This window comes from Streptomyces sp. IBSBF 3136, assembly GCF_036815105.1.
Lineage (GTDB): Bacteria > Actinomycetota > Actinomycetes > Streptomycetales > Streptomycetaceae > Streptomyces.
This window is the reverse complement of sequence record NZ_JAJSZC010000047.1, coordinates 35,135-52,766: the sequence shown is the minus strand read 5'-3', so window position 1 is coordinate 52,766 and position 17,632 is coordinate 35,135. Positions and strand designations below refer to the sequence as shown.

General features: G+C 72.1%; 16 protein-coding genes. 5 read left to right on the top strand and 11 right to left on the bottom strand.

Translation table 11 applies throughout. The annotated features are described in order from the left end of the window. Positions 1-95: 95 nt before the first annotated feature. The 4 genes from V7E45_RS13205 (at position 96) to V7E45_RS13190 (ending at position 5,917) form a co-directional block, all read left to right on the top strand. Positions 96-590, top strand: a complete 495-nt coding sequence (locus tag V7E45_RS13205; RefSeq protein ID WP_333774318.1) for a nucleoside deaminase — start codon at positions 96-98, stop codon at positions 588-590. A gap of 199 nt (positions 591-789) precedes the next feature. After that, the gene (locus V7E45_RS13200) at positions 790-2,184 is read left to right on the top strand and encodes a condensation domain-containing protein (protein WP_333774317.1); all 1,395 of its coding nucleotides are present in this window, start codon (positions 790-792) and stop codon (positions 2,182-2,184) included. Between the two features lie 71 nt (positions 2,185-2,255). Next, positions 2,256-4,370, top strand: coding sequence for a hypothetical protein (locus V7E45_RS13195; RefSeq protein WP_333774316.1), 2,115 nt, complete (start codon positions 2,256-2,258; stop codon positions 4,368-4,370). Next, positions 4,370-5,917, top strand: a complete 1,548-nt coding sequence (locus tag V7E45_RS13190) for a hypothetical protein (protein ID WP_333774315.1) — start codon at positions 4,370-4,372, stop codon at positions 5,915-5,917. The genes V7E45_RS13195 and V7E45_RS13190 overlap by 1 nt, the downstream gene beginning before the upstream one ends. A gap of 7 nt (positions 5,918-5,924) precedes the next feature. Here the strand turns inward: V7E45_RS13190 and V7E45_RS13185 are convergent, their stop codons facing one another. From V7E45_RS13185 to hemL, 8 genes are all read right to left on the bottom strand, one after another. Further along, complete coding sequence (locus V7E45_RS13185) at positions 5,925-6,410, bottom strand: hypothetical protein (RefSeq protein ID WP_333774314.1); 486 nt, start codon at positions 6,408-6,410, stop codon at positions 5,925-5,927. Between the two features lie 25 nt (positions 6,411-6,435). Continuing rightward, on the bottom strand, positions 6,436-7,515 hold the full coding sequence (ccsB, locus tag V7E45_RS13180) for a c-type cytochrome biogenesis protein CcsB (RefSeq protein ID WP_333774313.1): 1,080 nt from the start codon (positions 7,513-7,515) through the stop codon (positions 6,436-6,438). After that, positions 7,512-9,224, bottom strand: a complete 1,713-nt coding sequence (gene resB, locus V7E45_RS13175) for a cytochrome c biogenesis protein ResB (RefSeq protein ID WP_333774312.1) — start codon at positions 9,222-9,224, stop codon at positions 7,512-7,514. The genes ccsB and resB overlap by 4 nt, the downstream gene beginning before the upstream one ends. Positions 9,225-9,228: 4 nt before the next feature. After that, positions 9,229-9,993, bottom strand: a complete 765-nt coding sequence (locus V7E45_RS13170) for a cytochrome c biogenesis CcdA family protein (protein ID WP_333774311.1) — start codon at positions 9,991-9,993, stop codon at positions 9,229-9,231. Between the two features lies 1 nt (position 9,994). Next, positions 9,995-10,585 carry a TlpA family protein disulfide reductase gene (locus V7E45_RS13165; protein ID WP_333774310.1) on the bottom strand — a complete coding sequence of 197 codons (591 nt, stop codon included), beginning with the start codon at positions 10,583-10,585 and terminating at the stop codon, positions 9,995-9,997. 102 nt (positions 10,586-10,687) lie between these two features. Then, positions 10,688-11,983 carry a hypothetical protein gene (locus V7E45_RS13160; RefSeq protein WP_333774339.1) on the bottom strand — a complete coding sequence of 432 codons (1,296 nt, stop codon included), beginning with the start codon at positions 11,981-11,983 and terminating at the stop codon, positions 10,688-10,690. Positions 11,984-12,143: 160 nt separating this feature from the next. Continuing rightward, the gene (locus tag V7E45_RS13155) at positions 12,144-12,842 is read right to left on the bottom strand and encodes a histidine phosphatase family protein (protein ID WP_333774309.1); all 699 of its coding nucleotides are present in this window, start codon (positions 12,840-12,842) and stop codon (positions 12,144-12,146) included. After that, entirely contained in the window at positions 12,839-14,158 is a 1,320-nt protein-coding gene (gene hemL, locus V7E45_RS13150; protein WP_333774308.1) for a glutamate-1-semialdehyde 2,1-aminomutase, read from the bottom strand. Before hemL ends, V7E45_RS13155 begins: the two co-directional genes overlap by 4 nt. A 300-nt stretch (positions 14,159-14,458) precedes the next feature. Between hemL and V7E45_RS13145 the strand changes: the two genes are divergently transcribed. Further along, a complete protein-coding gene (locus V7E45_RS13145; protein ID WP_333774307.1) occupies positions 14,459-15,091 on the top strand; it encodes a hypothetical protein in 633 nt (210 codons plus the stop codon). Positions 15,092-15,182: 91 nt separating this feature from the next. Here V7E45_RS13145 and V7E45_RS13140 read toward each other — a convergent pair whose 3' ends face one another. The 3 genes from V7E45_RS13140 to V7E45_RS13130 are packed head-to-tail and all read right to left on the bottom strand — an operon-like array spanning position 15,183 to position 17,502. Continuing rightward, positions 15,183-16,037 (bottom strand): phosphatase PAP2 family protein, encoded by an 855-nt coding sequence (locus V7E45_RS13140; RefSeq protein WP_333774306.1) that lies wholly within the window; start codon positions 16,035-16,037, stop codon positions 15,183-15,185. Next, entirely contained in the window at positions 16,034-16,858 is an 825-nt protein-coding gene (locus V7E45_RS13135; RefSeq protein WP_333774305.1) for a VTC domain-containing protein, read from the bottom strand. Before V7E45_RS13135 ends, V7E45_RS13140 begins: the two co-directional genes overlap by 4 nt. Then, positions 16,855-17,502 (bottom strand): DUF4956 domain-containing protein, encoded by a 648-nt coding sequence (locus V7E45_RS13130; protein WP_333774304.1) that lies wholly within the window; start codon positions 17,500-17,502, stop codon positions 16,855-16,857. Before V7E45_RS13130 ends, V7E45_RS13135 begins: the two co-directional genes overlap by 4 nt. Positions 17,503-17,632 lie beyond the last annotated feature (130 nt).

Below are 17,632 nucleotides of genomic sequence, written 5' to 3'. Positions count from 1 at the left end.
GCGTCCTGCCGATGGGTGCCTCGGCCCCGCTGATCAGAGCTGGTGAGAGCCCGTCAGTGCGTTGCCACGGGGCCCGGCCGGGGAACAGTGGACGCATGGATCAGGAACAGGCACGCGCCTGGCTCGCCACCGCCGTCGCCGAGGCACGCGCCGGGCTCGCCGAGGGCGGCATCCCCGTCGGCGCCGCCCTCTACGGCCCCGACGGCAGCCTGCTGGGGCGCGGCCACAACCGCCGTGTGCAGGACGACGACCCGTCCGCGCACGCGGAGACGGCGGCCTTCCGGGCGGCGGGACGGCAGCGCACGTACCGCGGCACGACCATGGTGACCACGCTGTCGCCCTGCTGGTACTGCAGCGGCCTGGTCCGCCAGTTCGGCATCTCGCGGGTGGTGGTGGGCGAGGCCGCCACCTTCCACGGCGGCCACGAGTGGCTGGCCGGGCTCGGGGTGGAGATCGTGCTCCTGGACGACCCCGGCTGCGTGGCGCTGATGCGCGACTTCGTCGCGGACCACCCCGCGCTGTGGCACGAGGACATCGGAGCCGGGCCCGAGGACCCCGGCCGCCGGCCCGCGCCCCGGCCGTCCGGCTGACGTCCCACGCCCCGGCGGGCCGACGTCCCACGCCCCGGCCGGCTGACGTCCCCGCGCCGCACCGTCCGTTATTCACTTCCGCGTTCGGCCCGCCACCCGTTCCGTTGAAATGCCCCGGGCGGGCATGTCCCGGCCGCGTCCGACGGCTTTCCCTTGAAGGGGGCCCACATTCAGGGGCCCCCTCTGCGATCGGAGACGCGTGCGAATCACTGACATCCAGCGCTGCGAGGTCCGGCCGGGGCGGCTCGTCGAGTGGACGCTGAGCCCGGGGACCGTCGCCACGGCGGCGGGACTGCCGGAGGACTCCCGGCCGCCGGCCTACATCCAGGAGTCGCACATCAGGACGGCCAGGACCGTTCGGGACGGGGGCCTGTTCGTGCCGACCTGGCTGGGCACGGTCTTCGACCTCGCCGGCCCGGTCGACCTCGACGTGCTCCAGGAGGCCCTGCGGGCCTGGACGGTACGGCACGAGACGCTGCGCAGCGGCTTCCGCTGGACGGGCGGGTCGGGCGAGGAGCTGCGCAGGTTCACGCTGGACGCCGGTGACGTGTCCCTGCACCGGGAGAGCGTCGGCGACTTCACCGACCCGGGCGCCCTGGTCCGGCATCTGGAGAACCGGTTCGACACCGTCGCGGACGCCCTGCGCTGGCCGAACCTCATCTACGCCGCGGTCGTCCGGGACGACTCGGCCAGCGTGTACATGGCGTTCGACCACAGCAACGTGGACGCCTACTCCCTGCACGACATCGCCGCCGAGATCAGCGAGCTGTACACGGCCGGTCTGGAGGGCCGCGGGCCGGTGGTGCGGACGCCGGCCGCCAGTTACGTCGACTTCTGCGAGCTGGAGCGGGCGGACGCGGACCGCATCGACGACAGCCACGAGACCGTCGCCCGCTGGCGGGAGTTCATCCGGCGGTGCGACGGGACCCTGCCGGGCTTCCCGGTCGACCTCGGCCTTGAGCCCGGTGGCCCGCTGCCCCCGCAGCGGATGATCTGCGAGCCGCTCACGGACGCCGGCACGGCCGCCGCGTTCGAGGCGTACTGCCGGCCCTACGGCGGCAGCCTGGTCGGGCTGCTGGCGGCCACCGCCCTGATCGTCCAGGAGCTGGGGGGTCAGTCGGTGTACCGGACGGTGGTGCCGTTCCACACCCGGGTGAAGTCCCGGTGGTCCGACTCGGTGGGCTGGTACGTGGGCGGTGCCCCGATCGAGGTCCCCGTCGCCGGCAGCCCCGACCTGCGGGAGGTCCTGCAAACCGTGCGCGCCGCACTGCAGGCGGCCCGGCCGCTGGCCCGGATGCCGCTCGCCCGGGTGCTGAGCCTGCTCGGCACGGACTTCCGGCCGACCTCGCCCGACCTGTACTCCATCGTCTCCTACGTGGACGCCCGGGGGATTCCCGGCGCCGACCGGTGGGCCGAGCAGCGGGCCTACGGGCTGCTGCGGGTGTCGTACGGCGACCAGGTGTGCGTGTGGGTCAGCCGGCTGCACGACGGGCTGTGGCTGGCGAGCCGGTACCCGGACACCGACGTGGCGGCCAAGAACATGCGGCTGTACGTGGAACGGCTGAGGGATCTGGTCGCGGCGACGGTTTCGTGACCCAACGGTCGCCACTGACCCTGGTACGAAGCAACTTCCCCTTCCTACACTGATGTTGAGGGGGGAATGCGGTGCACAGACGGTTGCACGGGCGCGGAGCGCTGTTCGACGTCGATCCGGCCGGTCTCGCTCCCCGGCTCGTGGGCCTGCGCCCCCACCAGCACCGGAGCCATCCGTTCGAGCACCCGGGCGAACTGCCCTTCGTGGTGCTCACCGGGGCCCGGGGGCTGGGCAAGAGCGCGGTGCTCGGCGAGTTACGGGACGCCTACCGGGGCCACACCCCGGTCGCACTGGTCGACTGCGCGGAGGAACAGTTCGCGGGGCCGCCCGCGGACCGGCCCGCCGAGTCGTGGTCACCGGTGGCGCAGGCGCTGCTGGTGATCGCCGAACAGCTCGCGGAGCCGGTGACGGGAGCGGGGCGGATCACCTTCCCGCGGCTGATGTCGGGCCTGGTGGCGGTGGCCGCGAGCGGCTGGGGCGACGCCGACTCGGAGCGGATCCGCCACGAGGTCGAGCGGATCCTGCTGCTGAACGAGAGCGGCTCGTGGATCAGCGGTCTCGCCGGGCGCTGGGCGGGGAAGGTGGCGGCGAAGGTGGTGGCGGCGGCCACCGGCACCGGGCCGCTGCTGTCGGGCGCGATCGAGGCGACCCTGGAGTCGGTCGCGGAGGGCTTCACCAGCAGACGGCACCAGAAGGCGTCGGTGTGGTACCGGACCTACCCGAACGCGGGCGGGCACGCCCAGCGCGGGCTCATCCTGCTGTCGGGCCACTTCCGGGCGGGCGGCACCTCACGGGAGCACGCCGAGCGGTACCTGGTGCGGGCGCTGCTGGCCGACCTGACCGAGGCGTACGCGGGGGTGCTGCCGCGCATGCAGCGGCTCGGCCGGCCGCTGGTGCTGATCGACGGCGCGCAGACCGCGCCGGGCCCCGGGCTCGTGGAGGCCGTGCTCCGCGACCGCGCCGAGGGCATCGAGGACCACGTCGTGTTCTTCGCCGCGCGGCGCGGCGAGGGCCGCGACGAGCTGCGCAGCGCCGTCCGCCGGGAGCTGTCCGAGGTGGCCAGGCGCAGCGGCTGGGCGCCGGAGGCGGCGCCGTCCTCGCGGGCGCTGCTGCTGGCGCTGCCGCCGCTGAGCCCGGACGACACCCTGCACATCGTCGGCGCGGTCTGCGACGGTACCCCGGTGCCGCCCCAGCTCCCGCCCGCCACACACCGGCTGACCGGCGGCAATCCGCTGGGCATCGCGCTGCTCGCCGAGTCCGCCGCGCAGAACCTGCCCGGAGCGTCCTCACTGGGCGAGCTGCTCACGGCGGACGTGCGGACCGCCGAGGACCGGCCCGCCGCGCCCGCCTACCGGGAGCTGCTGGACCGGCTGGTGCCCGCCGAGCACCTGGACGAGCTGACCGTGCTGGCCGCCGCCCACGACCACGACTCGGCCTGCGCGCTGGCCGCGGCCCTGCTCCCGGACACCTTCGGCCCCGCGGACGTACGGGCGCTGCGGACGCGGCTGGCCGATGAGGGGCTGGCGACCGTACCGGGCCAGTTCGTCGGCGACCCCTTCGTCCGTACCCTGCTGCTGCTGCGGCTGCACCTGCGGGACGCCGACCACGCGTCGTGGCGCACGGCGCACGAGACGCTGATCGCGCACTACCCGGAGGCCGGGCAGGCCCGTTACCGGCTGCACCACGAACTCGCCCTGGGCGACGCGGAGTCCGCGGTCGCGCGGTTGCGGGACACCTTCCACACGCTGGACACCCGCACCTGGCTGGACACCCTGCGCTTCGTCGCGTCCGCGCCGTACTTCCACGCGCACGACGCCGAAGGCCGGGACTTCACCGGCCGCGGCGACCGGCGGGCCGCGGTCGCGCTCGGCCGCTCGGACGCCGGGCAGGAGCCGCCCGAGGACGCCGACGCGGTACTGCACCTGCGGGTGCGGCGGCTGCTGCACGCGGTCTGGCAGCTCGGCGATCCGCTGGTGCTGCCCGACCCGAAGGTGTGCGACCGGCTCCGCTTCGAGCTGGAGCAGCTGTCCAACCTGCGGCCCGCGGGCAACGCGCTGCTGTGGCGGGCGTCCCGCGACTGGCCGGCGGCGGCGCTCGCGGGACGCCCGATGCACGGCCCCGGCGGCAACGGCGACGGTGACGACGGCGACGACGACGGCCCGGACGACCGCAGCGGGGAGGCGTGATGGCGCGCAGGGGCGTGGGCACATGGGTGCGCGAGAGCGTGTGGGAGATCCCGCTGCGCCGCGCTCTGGCCCTGCTGGTCGCGGTGGCCCTGGTGACCGGGGTGGTGTTCGCGGTCCGTGCGCTCGGGCACGTGGACCGCTCGTGCGCGCCCGGGGTGGAGCGGCCCGAGGGCAGCGACGAGTGCGTGGGCGTGGCGACGGGCGCCTACGACTTCGGGCACGCCCAGCTGCGGCCCGCGGTCCGGGCCATCGCCCGGGAGAACGGCCGGCTGAAGCCGGGAAGTTACGTCACGGTGGCCCTGATGCTGCCCTACAGCTCCGCCTCCCGGACGAGTCTGAACGACATCCAGCACCAGTTGCAGGGCGCGTACCTGGCCCAGTACCGGGCCAACCACGACTCCAACGGGGAGGCGCCCGCGATCCGGCTGGTGCTGGCCAACCCGGGGGCGACCGGGGGCCAGTGGCGCCGGACGGTGGGGCAGCTGACGCGCATGACCAGGGGCGCGGACCGGCTGCGGGCGGTGGCGGGCATAGGCCAGAGCACGGACAACAACAAGAGGGCGGTCCGGGAGCTGACCCGGCGCGGGATCCCGGTGGTCGGCTCCTCCATCACCGCCGACGACCTGGCCGACGGGCAGCACGGCGCGGACCCCTTCCCGGGGCTGGCCCGGGTGTCGCCGACCAACACCGACGAGGCGCGGGCGCTGGCGTCCTTCGCCAAGGTGAGCGCGGGCAAGGCGCTGCTGGTCTACGACAAGCCCGGTGACCCGTACACGCGGACGCTGCAGGAGTCGTTCGCGGCGCTGATCAAGGGTTCGCCGTACGAGCCGCAGCCGTTCACACCGCCCGCCGACCGCAGTCAGGAGGGCACGACCGCGAACACCTTCCGGCAGATCACGCACCTGGTGTGCGACACCTCGCGGGAGACCGACACGATCCTGTTCGCGGGCCGGCACACGCAGCTCAGGCAGTTCATCAACGCTCTGGGCGGGCGCGGCTGCCAGGACCGGAGGTTCACCGTGCTGACCGGGGACGAGGCCTCGTACCTGACCCATGAGCGGGATCTGGACCGCGGCGCGCTGGGCCGGCGCCTCGCCGTGCGCTACACCTCGCTCGCCCACCCGGACGCCTGGACCACGGACCCGGCGCGGACGGGGGGCTCGGCGGCCGACTTCGGGGTGCTGCGCGGGCTGCTGGGGCGGGCCGGGCGGGAGCCGGTCGGGCCGATCGGTCCGGCCGCGCTGGACGACGGCCAGCTGATCATCGGGTACGACGCGCTCCAGCTCGCGGTGCACGGCATCCGGGAGGCGGTGCCGGACGGCCGGGACTTCCCGGCCCTAGCGGACGTCGGACTGCAGTGGCCGCAGGTCAAGGGCTCCCTGCGGGTGGACGGGGCGAGCGGCTGGATCTGTCTGGACGCGCACGGCAACCCGTACGACAAGGCCGTGCCGATCGTGGAGCTGACCCCGCGGGGCGGTTCGCGGTTCGTGCGGATCGCCTGGCCGGAGGGGAAGCCGCCGGCGAAGGAGTGCCTGCCGCCGTCCTAGGGGAGCCTCAGGTGAGCTGCCCGGGCAGCGGCTCGGCCGGCTCGTCCCCCGGACCGGCACCCGGGCCCTCGCCGCGGGCCGGCCGCCCGGACTCCGGCCCGGCGAACTTTTCGATCAAATGTTCGAATCGCGCGCGCCAGCCGGACTCGGACTCCCCCTCGCCCTGGAACTCGTGGGTGAAGCGCAGCACGCCCGCCCCCTCGCCGTCCCGTTCCAGGTGGAACCGGATCCGGCCGCCGCCCTCCACGGTGTACTCGGCGACGCGGTCCACGTCCCAGGCCGTGACCCGGCCGGTCCCCAGGTCGCGCAGGGCGACCAGACCGTCGAGGCGGGGCTCCAGGACGTCGACGGCGGTGCACCATCCCCCGAGCCCCTCGGGGGTGGCCACCGCCGCCCAGATGTCTTCCGCGCGTACCGGGATCCGCACCACGAAGTGGAGTATGTGCGTGTTCCCGTGCGTCTGGCTGATGCCCTGTTCGATGGAACCGCTCATGACACCAGTGTCACCGACCGGTCGGTCAGACGCCCGCGTAGGAGTGCTTGCCGGTCACGAAGATGTTGACGCCGTAGTAGTTGAACAGCCAGCAGCCGAAGGCGATCATCGCCAGGTAGGCGGCCTTGCGGCCCTTCCAGCCGGCCGTGGCCCGGGCGTGCAGGTAGCAGGCGTAGGCGACCCAGGTGATGAAGGACCAGGTCTCCTTCGGGTCCCAGTTCCAGTAGCGGCCCCAGGCGTCGCCCGCCCAGATCGCGCCCGCGATGATCGTGAACGTCCACAGCGGGAAGACGGCCGCGTTGACGCGGTAGGCGAACTTGTCCAGGGAGGCGGAGGCGGGCAGCCGCTCCAGCACGGAGCTGGCGAACGCACCCGGCTTGCCGCCGGTCTGGAGCTTGTTCTCGTACGAGTCCTTGAACAGGTAGAGGATCGTGGCGACCGCGCCGACGTAGAACACCGCGCCGCAGAAGATCGCGGTGGAGACGTGGATGTACAGCCAGTACGAGTGCAGGGCGGGGACCAGCTGGTCGCTGGCGGTGTACAGCACGGTGACCGCGAGACCGAGGTCGAGCAGAACCGTGGTGATCAGGAACAGCCCGAGCCAGCGCACGTTCTTGCGCAGCGCCAGCAGCCCGAGGTACACGCCGACGGCGACCGTGGAGAAGGTGATGTTGAACTCGTACATGTTGCCCCACGGCGCCCGCTGCACGGAGGCCGCGCGGGCGACGACCCCGCACAGCTCCACCACGAACGCCAGCGCCGTGAGGGAGACGGCGATCCGGCCGTAGAGGTCGCCCTGCTCGTCCCCGCCGTGCGCGCCGGGCCCGTCCGGCACGTCCCGGGCGCCGGACGCCGAGCGCACGACGACCTGGGGCCGCTCCAGCACGGCGGTGCCGCCGGCCCCCCGCACGGTGACGGCGGGAGCGCCGGCCTGCCGGACGTCCGCCGTCAGCGCGGCGGCCGTACGGGCGACCTTGCTGCGGCTGCCGAAGAGCCATTCGGCGATGTACGCGAAGAAGGCCAGGGTGTAGACGGCCATCGACGAGTAGATCAGCGTGTTGCTGATGCTCGCCAGGTGTTCGTTGGTCGCGGCGGCGAGAGTCACTTCTCAGCCCCTTCGGCAGGTACGACGGTGGATTCGTGGACGTCGTCGGGGTCGGGTGCCCCCGGCGCCTGGTCGTAGAGGATTCCGGCGATCTCGCCCAGCTCCTCGGGCACCTTGGCGGACTCGCTGCGGCCGAGGCCGCCCATCTCCACCACGGTGACGCCGTCGGCGCCGGGCACCGCCCGCACCCAGACGCGGCGGCGCTGGATGAACAGGGACGCGGCCAGGCCGAAGATCGCCGTGAGGGCGCCGCCCAGCGCCCAGCCGCTGCCCGGCTCCTGGACGATCTCGAAGCCGGCCCATTCCTTGACGTCCTTGTCGAACGTGAGGGACCCGGCGCCGTTCGGCAGCTGCAGGGTGTCGCCCGGCTTGAGCAGCTTCTTCAGCAGCTGGCCCTTGGCGTCCTTGAACGCCTTCATGTGCTGGGTGTCGAGCTGGTACACGTTCTGCGACTGGCCCGCGTCGACGCCCAGGTCGCCGTGGTAGGCGTTCACCGCGAGCAGCGGGTTCACCAGCGACGGGAACTGGGAGAGCATGGTGCCGCTCTTGGGGTCGAAGGTCGGCACGAAGAAGGCCTGGAACCCGAGCTGGTCCTTCCGGCCCCGGGCGTCGCGGTAGCCGTCCATCACCTTGATCACACCGTTGGACGTGACGTTGCCGTCGAGCGGCAGCAGCGGCACGGCGTCGTGGTAGACGACCGTGCCCTTGCCGTCGCGGACGGTGATGACGGGCGCGTAGCCGTGGCTCACCAGGTAGACCTTCGAGTCGCCGATCTCCAGCGGCTTGTTGACCTGGATGGTGGCCGGCTTGCCCTTGCCGTACGCGCCCTCGCTGTACTTGATCTTCGCCTCGAAGGTGCGCGGGGTGCCCCGGCTGGGCCCGCTCACCTCGTAGGTGGCCCGGAAGTCCTTGAGGTCGAAGCTGAACGGCACCAGGTCGTCGTTGCGGAACAGGCTGCCGGACTTGAAGTCGTCGTACAGCGGCAGCGCGTTGGAGAAGCCGTCGCCCTCCACCATCAGCTTGGTGCCGTCCGACTTGTACAGCTGGCCGGAGGCGAAGGCGACCAGCAGCACGATCAGCGCGATGTGGAAGGCCAGGTTGCCCAGCTCCCGCACGTAGCCCTTCTCGGCGGCGACCGCGTCACCGGCGACATGGGCCCGGAACCGGCGCCTGCGCAGCAGCGCGAGCGCGGCCTCGCGCACCTGCTCCGGTTCGGCGGTGGTGCGCCAGGTGGTGTAGGCGGGCAGCCGGGTCAGCCGCTTGGGGGCGCCCGGCGGGCGGCCGCGGAGCTGGCCGACGAACTGCCAGGTGCGCGGGACGATGCAGCCGATCAGCGAGACGAACAGCAGGATGTAGATCGCGGAGAACCACACCGAGCTGTAGACGTGGAACAGGCCGAGCTTGTCGTAGACCGGCGCCAGTGTGCTGTGCGCCTTGCGGAACTCGTCGACCTTGTTCAGGTCGGCGCCGGTCTGCGGGATGAGCGAGCCGGGGATCGCGCCGAGGGAGAGCAGCAGGAGCAGCAGCAGCGCGACGCGCATGGAGGTCAGCTGCCGCCAGAACCAGCGGACCCAGCCGATCACGCCGAGGCCCGGCGCGACGGTGGTCTCCTCCCGCGGGGCGGTGGACAGCTGGGAGCCGGCCGCCCCCAGGTCCTCGTCCCGGCCCTCGGCCCCGCCGGGGGAGTTGCCCGTTTCGGTCTTGCTCATCGAGTCAGATCCCCACATCGAAGCCGTTGGACCAGGTCTGCATCTCCTGCACCAGGCTGTCCCAGGCCCCGGTCAGCAGCAGCACACCGGTCACGATCATCATGGTGCCGCCGATGCGCATCACCCACACATAGTGGCGCTTGACCCAGCCGAAGGCGCCGAGGGCCTTGCGGAAGGCCACGGCCGCCAGCACGAACGGCACGCCGAGACCGACACAGTAGGCGACCATCAGCAGGGAGCCGCGCCCGGCGCTCGACTCGTTCATGGCGAGGAAGTTGACCGCCCCGAGGGTCGGGCCGATGCAGGGCGTCCAGCCGATGCCGAACAGGGCGCCGAGCAGGGGCGCGCCCACCAGGCCGGTCGCCGGCCTCCGGTGGAAGCGGAACTCGCGCTGGGTGAGCCAGGGCATCAGACCCATGAAGAAGGCGCCCATGACGATCATGAGCACGCCGAGCACCTTGGACAGGGTGTCCTTGTACTCCTGGAGGGTCGAGCCGAAGAAGCCGAACAGGGCGCCGCCGGAGATGAACACCGCCGAGAAGCCGAGCACGAACAGGGCGGCCCCGGTGACCATGCGCCCCCGCCTGCTCTCCCCCAGGTCGGTGCCGGCGACCCCGGTGACGTAGGAGAGGTAGCCGGGGACCAGGGGCAGCACGCAGGGCGAGAAGAACGAGACCAGGCCGCCGAGCAGGGCGATCGGCAGCGCGATCGGCAGCGCGCCGCTCTTCACGGTCTGGTTCTCCGCCGCCAGCGTCAGGAGTGCGCTCACGTCACTTCTCCGCGAGGACCGGCTTGAGCATCTTCAGCAGGGCCGTGTCGTCGAGCGCCTCCAGCGCCCGCGCGGCGACCTTCCCGTCCTTGTCGAGGATGAGCGTGGAGGGGATCAACTGCGGGTTGAGCGTGCCCTTGTCGAAGCGGAGCATGAGCTTGCCCGTCGGGTCGTACAGGCTCGGGTAGCCGATCCCGTGCTCCTTCTCGAAGGCGACCGCGGGGGTGGTGCTGGTGTCCCGGGTGTTGATGCCGACGAACTGCACGCCCTTGCCCTCGTACGCCTTGGAGACCTTGGCGAAGTACTGGGCTTCCTCCCGGCAGGGCCCGCACCACGAGCCCCAGACGTTGATGACGACGACCTTGCCCTTGTAGTCGGCGACGTCCAGGGTCCTGCCGTCGATGGTCTTCCCGGACAGGTCCGGGGCCGCGGCCCGCTTGCCCCGCGGGGCGGTGTCGATGCCGTTGTGGCCGGTGACGAAGTTGGTGTTGCCACCGCCGCCGGAGGTGCCGCCGCTGCCGCACGCGGACAGGGACAGGGCCGCGACGGCGGCCATGGCGCTGAGCAGGACGGCGCGGCTACGGGTACTCATGTGAAAAGTTTCGCATGCCTGTTCCGGGGATCTCGCGCACCCCCCTGCCGGGTGGAAAACCGCATTTCAGGCGGTTTTTACGCCGGGCATTTCACACATTTCTCACGCAGCGTCGGAGGAGGCGGACTTGGCGTCCCGCAGGAAGTCGCGCCAGCCGCCGGCCGGCCGCTGCCCGACCTCCAGCGTGCGGAGCCGGGCGAGCACCTCGGGCTTCTGGACGTCCATCCAGTCCACGAACTGCCGGAAGGAGACGAGGCGCACGTCCGCGCCCTTCTCCTTCTCCCGCGCGATGTGCTTGAAGGCCTCCTCGACGGAGTCCATGTAGATGCCGCCGTTCCACTGCTCGAAGTGGTTGCCGACGAAGAACGGTGCCCGATTTGTCTCGTATGCCCGCTGGAATCCCTGGATGTACGCCTGCGCGGACTGCTTGCGCCAGCCCGGGTAGTTGTAGGCGGGCGCCTTGGTCGAGTTGACCGACTGGTTGGCGAGCATGTTGTAGTCCATGGACAGGACCTCGAAGCTGCGTCCAGGGAAAGGTATCTGCTGCAACGGCAGGTCCCAGATCCCCATCCGCTTCACCGGCCACGTCTGCCGGCCGCCCGGCGAGGAGGCGTCGTAGCGCCAGCCCAGCTCGCGGGCGGTGGGCAGCAGGTTGCCCTGGCCGAGCAGACAGGGGGTGCGGCCGCCCACCAGCTCCTTGTCGTAGTCGAACGGCAGCGAGGGCAGCTCGGTCCATCCGGTGTTGGTGCGCCACTCCTTCACGAACGCCTTGGCCTGGTCTATCTCGCTGCGCCACTGCTTGGGCGTCCAGCGGCCGACGGTGCCGTAACCGGAGCAGAAGTGGCCGTTGAAGTGGGTGCCTATCTCGTGCCCTTCGAGCCAGGCGCGGCGGACGTTGGTGAGCGTCGCCTTGACGTGCTCGTCGGTGAGGTAGCCGATGTCGGAGGCGCCGCGGGGGTTGTTCGGCGGCTCGTACAGGCGCTTCTTCGACTCGGGCAGCAGGTACAGGCCCGAGAGGAAGAAGGTCATGCTCGCGCCGTGCTCCTTGGCGAGGTCCAGGAAGCGCGGGAAGAGTCCGTTGCCGACCTCGCCGGCCCCGTCCCAGGAGAAGATCACGAACTGCGGCGGGGTCTGCCCCGGCTCCAGCGGCTCGGGCCGGGCGGGCTGGTGCGGCTGCCGCCCGGTGAACGAGGTGGAACCGTCGCCGATCGGCCGGGCGGCGGGACGCGTGGCGCCGCCGCCGTTGTGGCCGGGCCGCCCCTTGCCGGAACCGCCCGGGTGCCCGCCACCGTCCGAGGCCTTGAGACTCCCGCAGCCCGCGAGGCCGGCGGCGGCCGCCGCGCCCGTCCCGAGGCCGAGTGCTCCCCGTCGGGAGAGGTGCCGGGAGTTGGTGCGCATGAAGGTCCCCGATTCGTCGCGCCTGCTGGTCGTCACTCATTCAGAGGGCGCGACGATCGGGAAGGTTCCTTCGATTCTTATGTTTTTCGTAACGGACCTGACAAAAATGTCCTAAGGCAGGGCGAACGGACCGTCAGGTGAAGGCCGTCAGGCGCGGCCGTCAGGCTCCGAAGGCCTTGCCCTTGCCCTGCATCGGCTTGGCACCGGCGCGCAGATGGGGCGGGACGAGGTCGATGGCGGGCTCGCTGTAGCCCACGGACACGATCCGGTCCCCGAGGTACGTGAAGGACGTCAGCGAGGCGAGCGTGCACTGCCGCTTGCGCGGGTCGTGCCACAGCCGCCGCTTCTCGACGTACGACCGCACGATCCAGATCGGCAGCTGATGGCTGACCAGCACCGCCTCGTGCCCGCGCGCCTGGTCCTTGGCCGCGTGCAGCGCGCCCATCATCCGCACGACCTGCTCGACGTACGGCTCGCCCCAGGACGGCCGGAACGGGTTGACGAGGTGCTTCCAGTTGTCGGGGTTGCGCAGGGCGCCGTCCCCGACCCCGAAGGTCTTGCCCTGGAAGATGTTGTCGGCCTCGATGAGCCGCGCGTCGGTGGCGAGGTCCAGACCGTGCGCCTTGGCGATCGGGGTGGCGGTCTCCTGCGCGCGCTCCAGCGGCGAGGCGGCCACGTACGTCACGTCCCGGGCGGCCAGGTGCTCGGCGACCCGGTCGGCCATCTGCCGGCCCAGCTCGGAGAGGTGGTAGCCGGGCAGCCGCCCGTACAGGATCCCGTCCGGGTTGGCGACCTCACCGTGCCGCATGAGGTGGACGACGGTGACGTCCTTGCTTCCGGGGGTGTCGAGGTTGCTCATGCTGCGGTGGCCTCCGCGGCCGCTCGGGCCGCCGCCGGGAGGGCGTCGGCGATCTTCTGGATGGCCCGCTCGTCGTGGGCCGTGGACACGAACCAGGACTCGAAGGACGACGGCGGCAGGTAGACGCCGTTCGACAGCAGCGAGTGGAAGAAGGCGGTGAAGCGGAACGACTCCTGGCGCTTGGCGGCCTCGTAGTCGCGCACCTGCCGGTCGGTGAAGAACACCGAGAACATGTTGGAGGCGGTCTGCAGCCGGTGCGCGACGCCCTCCTTGCTCAGCGCCTCGGTGACCAGCGACCGGATCTGCTCGGAGACGGCGTCGACGGTCTCGTAGGCCGCGTCGTCAAGCAGCCGGAGCTGGGCGAGCCCGGCGGCGGTGGCGACCGGGTTTCCCGAGAGCGTGCCGGCCTGGTAGACGGGCCCGGCGGGGGCGAGGTGGGCCATCACGTCGGCCCGCCCGCCGAACGCGGCCGCGGGGAAGCCGCCGCCCATGACCTTGCCGAAGGTCATCAGGTCGGGCTTGACCCCGTCGACGCCGTACCACCCGGCGCGGCTGGTCCGGAACCCGGTCATGACCTCGTCGGAGATGAAAAGGGCGCCGTTCTTGGCGCAGGCGTCCTTCAGCCCCTGGTTGAACCCGGGGCCGGGCGGGACCACGCCCATGTTGCCCGGCGAGGCCTCGGTGATGACACAGGCGATCTCGCCCGGGTGCCGGTGGAAGGCCTCCTGCACCGCTTCGAGGTCGTTGTACGGCAGCACGATCGTGTCGCCCGCCTGGGCGCCCGTGACGCCGGGCGTGTCGGGCAGCGCGAAGGTAGCGACCCCGCTGCCCGCCGCCGCGAGCAGGGAGTCCACGTGGCCGTGGTAGCAGCCGGCGAACTTGATCACCTTCGAGCGGCGGGTGAAGCCGCGGGCGAGCCGGATGGCCGACATGGTCGCCTCGGTGCCGCTGCTGACCAGCCGCACCTGCTCCACGGGAGCCACCCGGGCGACGATCTCCTCGGCGAGCGCGACCTCGCCCTCACCGGGGGTGCCGAAGGACGTGCCGCGGACGACGGCCTCCTGGACGGCGGCGATGACCTCGGGGTGGGAGTGCCCGAGGATCATCGGACCCCAGGAGCAGACCAGGTCGACGTACTCCCGGCCGTCGGCGTCGGTCAGGTACGGTCCCTTGCCCGAGACCATGAACCGGGGCGTGCCGCCGACGGCGCGGAAGGCGCGCACCGGCGAGTTCACGCCGCCCGGCGTGACGACGGACGCACGGTCGAAGAGCGCCTGCGAGACGGGCGCGTCGTAGGGATAGGGCAGTTCGCTCATGGCACTCATGACGTGCGAGTTCTCCGACTTCTCGGACTCCGGATGCGTGGTGACATCCTCAGGGTAGGCCGCGGCTCGCCCGGCCTGCCGCCGACCTCAAGATCACGGCCGCGCCATCTGCGAGACTGAGGACTGATACACACAGCTCATGCGGCACGTAGTGATGAGGGACCGGGAGGAACCCGCGGACCGGATGTTTCGCCGTACGTTTCGGCGGGCGGCCGTGGGGGAGGTCACTGACACGATGATCGGGTTGCGCGGCGGGGGCCACGCGTCCTAGAAAAGCAGTCGGGTGGAGATATGCATCGCGGTGGCGGACTGGGCGAGGGGACTGACGACCTGGGTCCTCGACGTGCCCGGCGGGGAAGGCACCGGCGCGAGGCGGAGGAATCGACCGAGGCACGGCAGACTGACGCTCGTCGGGCACAGGGTGTACCGAGTGAGCCCGGACGGTACGACCGGCAGGTCGACCGGCAGAGCAGGAATGGTGGTCGGGTGGGGGTGACGTACAAATACTTCGGCGCGCCGGACGGCGCGACCGCGGCCCGCGTCCCCATCTCGATGCGTCCCGAAGAGCTCGGCGGCGACGAGCTGGGCATGAACGGCATGTTCACCAAGATCAAGCCGGAGACGATGGCCGCGATGGTGCTGACCGGCATCCAGGGCGTGCCGCTGCACAAGGTGCCGCCGCTGGAGCTGGTCGTCCTGCACCCCGACTACGCGGTCGTCAAGCTGCCCACCACGGTCGTCGACCCGCTCCGCGGCATCGGCGAGGAGGCGGTCGGCGCGGCGGCCTTCATCTGGTCGACGGTCCCCGACCGGGGCGGCCCGCGCGACGCCTTCAACGTCTACCAGCTGCTCCACGAGTGGCAGGACTTCAGCCACCGCCTGCACGAGGCGGGGCATCAGCCGTACTGCCTGGTGTGGCCCTGAGCCGGGGCCCCCGTCCAGCACACGGAAGGCAGCGACCCGGAGTGGGGCGCTGCCTTCCGTCGTGCGGCGGGTGCCCGGCCGTCGGGTGGGGTCAGTGGCCGGTGACGGCGAGTTCGTAGTCGCCGATCAGGTCGCCCAGCAGGGTTCCCGCGGTCAGGTCGCCGGAGACGTGGCCCGCCATGTAGAGCCGGGAGTAGAGGACCTCGTCCCGCATCCACCGGTAGTCCTCGGCGCGGTGCGGGGACAGGGCGCTGAGGTAGGTGACGGCGGCCGCGGCCCGGGTGGCGTGGCGGGAGGGGTAGGAGTACGGGCCCTTGGCGCCGGCCGCGATGTGCTTCTCGGGGCGCAGGGTCGGGTCGAGGACGAAGGGCGCGGGCTGCCGGTCGCGGGCGGCGACCTGGTCGCTGATGGTCTTGGCGAGCTTCAGGGCCGCCTTGAGCTGGGCTTTCTCCGCCTTGCCCCGCTGGGTGGGGATCAGTTCGCGCTGGTCGTGCAGGTACAGCTTCCAGATGTCCTTCTTGCCGTCGAGCTCCAGCCAGGTGGCGGCCTTCCGCCCGGCGGCGGTGCGGGTCCTGGCCAGCGCCTGGACCTCGTGGAGCTGGGCGGTGCGCTGCTTCACCGTGGGCGGTGCGGGGACCTGCCCGGCGGCCCAGGCGGCGAACGCCTTGTCGTCACGGGTGGTGCCGTGCGCCTTCTTCCACTCGGCGAAGAGGGCGTCGGCCTTCTGGCGCTGGGCGTCGGCCTGCCTGCCGATCGGGGCGATCTGCCCGTCCGTGAACAGGGCGGGCGGCGGGTTGCGCTTGACGCGGTCGGTCGCCGACAGCTTCTTCTTCGCCGTGGCGGCGGTGGGGGTCAGCTGCGGTCGCAGCAGGCCGAAGGCGGCCGCCGCCACGGCGACGAGGGCGATGACGGCGTACGGCCATGTGATGCCGCGCAGGGCTTTCATGCGGCGGTGGTCCTTTCGGGGGACGGTAGGGGCTCTGCCTGGGTGGTGAAGTGGGTGCGCGCGATCCGGCGCATGTCGTTCCCGGGCAGCCCGGGGGTGAGCAGGGACTGGCCGACGATGTACTTGCTGAGGGACACCGGCCGGGCGCCCAGCCGCAGCAGCAGCCGGTCGGCGGGAGCGGGCCGGGCGCCGCCCTTGGTCTCGACGAGCACGTGTCCGGGGTCGAGGGCCGCGGTGCGGCCGTCGCGGTGGCAGGTGAGGTGGCCGTCGAGGGTGACCCGGCTGCCGTGGTCCAGGTCGGCGAGGGCCGCGCGGACGTAGCGGATCTCGGCGGCGGGGGTCAGCAGCGCGGTGCTGACGGGGACGCCCGCCGTGCGCAGGACCCCGTCGACGAACTCGGCCGCGCGCTCGTCGAGGTGGCCGTAGGCGTGCGTGGGGGCCTTGAGGGCGTGTTTGACGGTGGCGCCGCGGCCGTCCTTGGTCTTCACCTCGACCCGGCACAGCCCGTCCTCCGCGTACAGCCGGGTGCGGACCTTCCAGCGGCGGCGGCGCCGCTGGACGTGGGCGCGCCAGGCGCCCAGACGCTCGGTGTCGAAGTAGGTGCTGAGGTAGCCGGTGGTGCGCCGTCCGCCGAGGTCGAGCACGTGGTGGGTGGCGGAGAGCCCCTCGACGAGGAGCCGGGCGCGGTCTACGGGCAGCAGGTACTTGCGGTCCGTGCGCTGCTGGAGCGCGGCGGCCGCGTCGACCTCGGCGAGCGTGGCGCCGCGCAGGGCGGCCAGGCCGAGGCCGGCCACCAGGGAGGAGGAGACGGCGGGCGTCACGCGGCGGTCACCTGCTCGCGCGGCTCGGTGTCCTGGACGCTGGCGAACTCCCCGGCGGCCGGGTAGCGGGCGGAGACGCGGGTGGTCTCGCGGACGTAGTCGACCTCGTCGACCACCACCGACAGCGGGGCCTGTCCGAAGCGGACGGCGACGTCCTGCGGGATCAGGGCGGGGTCGTCGTAGATCCGGTCGAGGGTGATCTTCACCGTGCGGGTCGGCGGCCGGTAGGAGCGGGGGTCGTCGACCACCAGGACGGCCAGCAGGACGGCCGCGTCGAGGACGATGACCAGCCAGCTGTCGCGCTGCGGGAGCCCGGTGCACAGGGCCATGACCAGGCTCACGAAGGCGTAGGCGACATCGCGCAGGGTGAAGGCCGCGCTGCGCAGCCGGACCAGGGAGAGGATGCCGAACAGGCCGAAGCCCACCCCGGCCGGGAACTTGCCCGCGCTGATCGTCCCCATGGCCGCGAACAGGCCCATGTTCAGGGCCACCAGGACCAGCGGCATCGCCGGCGCGCTCGGACGGCGCCGGTAGAGCCAGCCGACCAGGATCAGCAGCGCGACGACGTCGAGCCCGCCGCGGGTGAGAAGGTCGGTCGGTGCGATGTGCGGGGCGATGCCCTTCGCGAGCACCAGTGCGTCCATGGCTGTCCCTTCCGTCCCGGCGCATCGGACGGCGGACCGGTCGCGGCCCGCGGGGCACCGCGACCTGAAGGACGGTAGGGATGTCACATGAACAGACCATGAAGGTTTTCGGGCGGGTGGATTCGGCCGC